General features: G+C 25.0%; 4 protein-coding genes. All 4 read right to left on the bottom strand.

Translation table 11 applies throughout. The features are described from left to right. Positions 1 to 140: MutS N-terminal domain-containing protein (locus tag AWT72_RS09300; RefSeq protein ID WP_156413134.1), on the bottom strand; the 140-nt coding region annotated here is incomplete at its 3' end. A gap of 213 nt (positions 141 to 353) precedes the next feature. Next, positions 354 to 800 carry a hypothetical protein gene (locus tag AWT72_RS10010; RefSeq protein WP_231724074.1) on the bottom strand — a complete coding sequence of 149 codons (447 nt, stop codon included), beginning with the start codon at positions 798 to 800 and terminating at the stop codon, positions 354 to 356. Positions 801 to 938: 138 nt separating this feature from the next. Continuing rightward, complete coding sequence (locus AWT72_RS10005; RefSeq protein WP_231724073.1) at positions 939 to 1,787, bottom strand: hypothetical protein; 849 nt, start codon at positions 1,785 to 1,787, stop codon at positions 939 to 941. A gap of 8 nt (positions 1,788 to 1,795) precedes the next feature. After that, positions 1,796 to 2,029: IS200/IS605 family transposase (gene tnpA, locus AWT72_RS08465; RefSeq protein WP_156413133.1), on the bottom strand; the 234-nt coding region annotated here is incomplete at its 5' end.

Here is a 2,029-nt window from a genome sequence, read left to right as displayed (position 1 = left end):
AAAGTAAGCCCTAAAACTTTAGAAGCTGTAACTGCGTCTTCAAAAAACATTTCATAGAAATCTCCTAATCTAAAAAAAAGTATTTCTTCTTTATATTTTTCCTTTATTTCTCTATACTGTTTCAAAAGTGGTGTTGACATATTTCCCCCTTTTCTATACCTTTTATTTTAACATTTAGAAGAACTTTTTTCAATAATCTGAAACTCTCACGACTAAAGTCGCAAGGTTCTTTGGTATTAAACTTCTATTAGTTTTACCTAATCACTAATCTTGTTCCCAAAGACTTTAATGGTACTAGTAGCCATTGCTTCTATTATGTACCTATAGGCTCGTTTCAAAACCTTTTATTTTTCCTATATACCCATACTTTTTAGTGTGGGTATTTTATTTAACCTTATTTTTTCTATTTCATCATTATGTAATTTAACAAAGTTTTCAAATCCTTTAATTGCCTTGTCCCTATCTATTTCTTTATTATTTTCTTTAACACATTTTATTAGATATGCAGAATACATATCTCTTTGTACTTTAATATCTCCTATTGTTTTCCATCTTGTATTTAAACTCACTTTTGTATATTCATTCGTTTCATGATTATATTGACTTGCTTTAACCTTAATTGTATCTATTCTTATTAGTTCTTTATTTATATTTTTTAACTTATTATCTAATATTGTAAGTAGCCTACTTGGTGCTCTATTTAATAGTGAACTTCCAAATCTTTTTTTCTTTTTAAATTTACCTGTCTTTTCACTAATCTTAGTTTCTTTTGCTCTACTTTGAAGTGCTTTATAGTTCATAGTTTCAACTTTAATAGTTGTACCTAACTCTAATATTTCATTTGATAATATGTTATGACTTTGTGTTCTTTTATCAGCTATCTTTCTATTTATTTCTTTTAGTTTATTATTAGTTTTAATGTAATTTTTAGATTTAATTCATTTATCCTTATTTTTAATATTTATTGTTCCATCTTTATTATATTTATTTGGATTATTAGCCCTTCTTTGCCTATCTAATTTTCTTTGTAATCTAGCTTTTTCTTTTTCGTGTTTGTCTACGCTATCTGCTAATATTTTAAATTCTACTTTTTCATCACTAACTATAGCTATTGTAGAAGTTCCTATATCTATACCTACTTCATTATTTGTATAATTTATATTTCTTTTATTTGGTGGTGTCCCTTCAAATGTAATTTGTACAAAATATCTATTTTTACCTCTTATTACTTTTTTTAGTAATTTACAATATTTTAGTTTTGATTCAAAACATTTAATAGCATATTTATCGTTTCTTCTAATTATTACAGGTATATTTAAACCTAACCACTTAATCATATTTTCATTTTCATAGTATCTTAAACCTGTTATATTTCCTTTTTCTCTTAAACTGTTAAATTCTCCATATTTTTTAAAATGTATCTTTTTACCATCTGAAAAGATAACTTTTTCATATGCACTATATGCTCTTTCTGCCATCTCTTGTACCATTTGAGAACCTAAATTTTTCTTATATTTTTTACCCATAGGTTTTACATATTTATTCATATCAAATTTAATTAATTTAAAATCTTTTCTAATATCATTTAGTTTTTTATTTCTATCTTTTCCCTTTTCCATTTTAACAGCAGTAATATATTCGTTACTATTTTTCATATGATTATCTCTTTTTAATATTTCAGATAATACACTATTGTGTATTTGTCTTCCAATATTTAGTCTTTTTTCTATTATATGTTCTTGCCATAATTCAGTTTTTAAATCTAACTGCAATACAAAATTAGACATAGTGCCCCCTATTTGCCATTAACTTTTTGATTTCTTATATATTGTTTTATTTGTTCTTCAGTATTTTCAAATACTGTTGCTACAAAGTAGGTGGGATTCCACATATGACCTCCACATAGTTTATTTTTTATTTTTGGAAATTTTTTAAACATATATCTGGCACTAACGCCTTTTAATGTTTTTATTATTGTTGGTATGTAATGTTGTGGACTACATTCCACTAAAATATGTATATGGTCGTA

The organism is Oceanivirga salmonicida, from assembly GCF_001517915.1.
Lineage (GTDB): Bacteria > Fusobacteriota > Fusobacteriia > Fusobacteriales > Leptotrichiaceae > Oceanivirga > Oceanivirga salmonicida.
This window is presented reverse-complemented; position numbering and strand designations above follow the sequence as displayed.

Excerpts from the sequence above, each read along its gene's own strand:
- AWT72_RS10005 (WP_231724073.1), bottom strand. The coding sequence starts at position 1,787 with ATGTCTAATTTTGTATTGCAGTTAGATTTAAAAACTGAATTATGGCAA.
- AWT72_RS10010 (WP_231724074.1), bottom strand. The coding sequence starts at position 800 with ATGAACTATAAAGCACTTCAAAGTAGAGCAAAAGAAACTAAGATTAGT.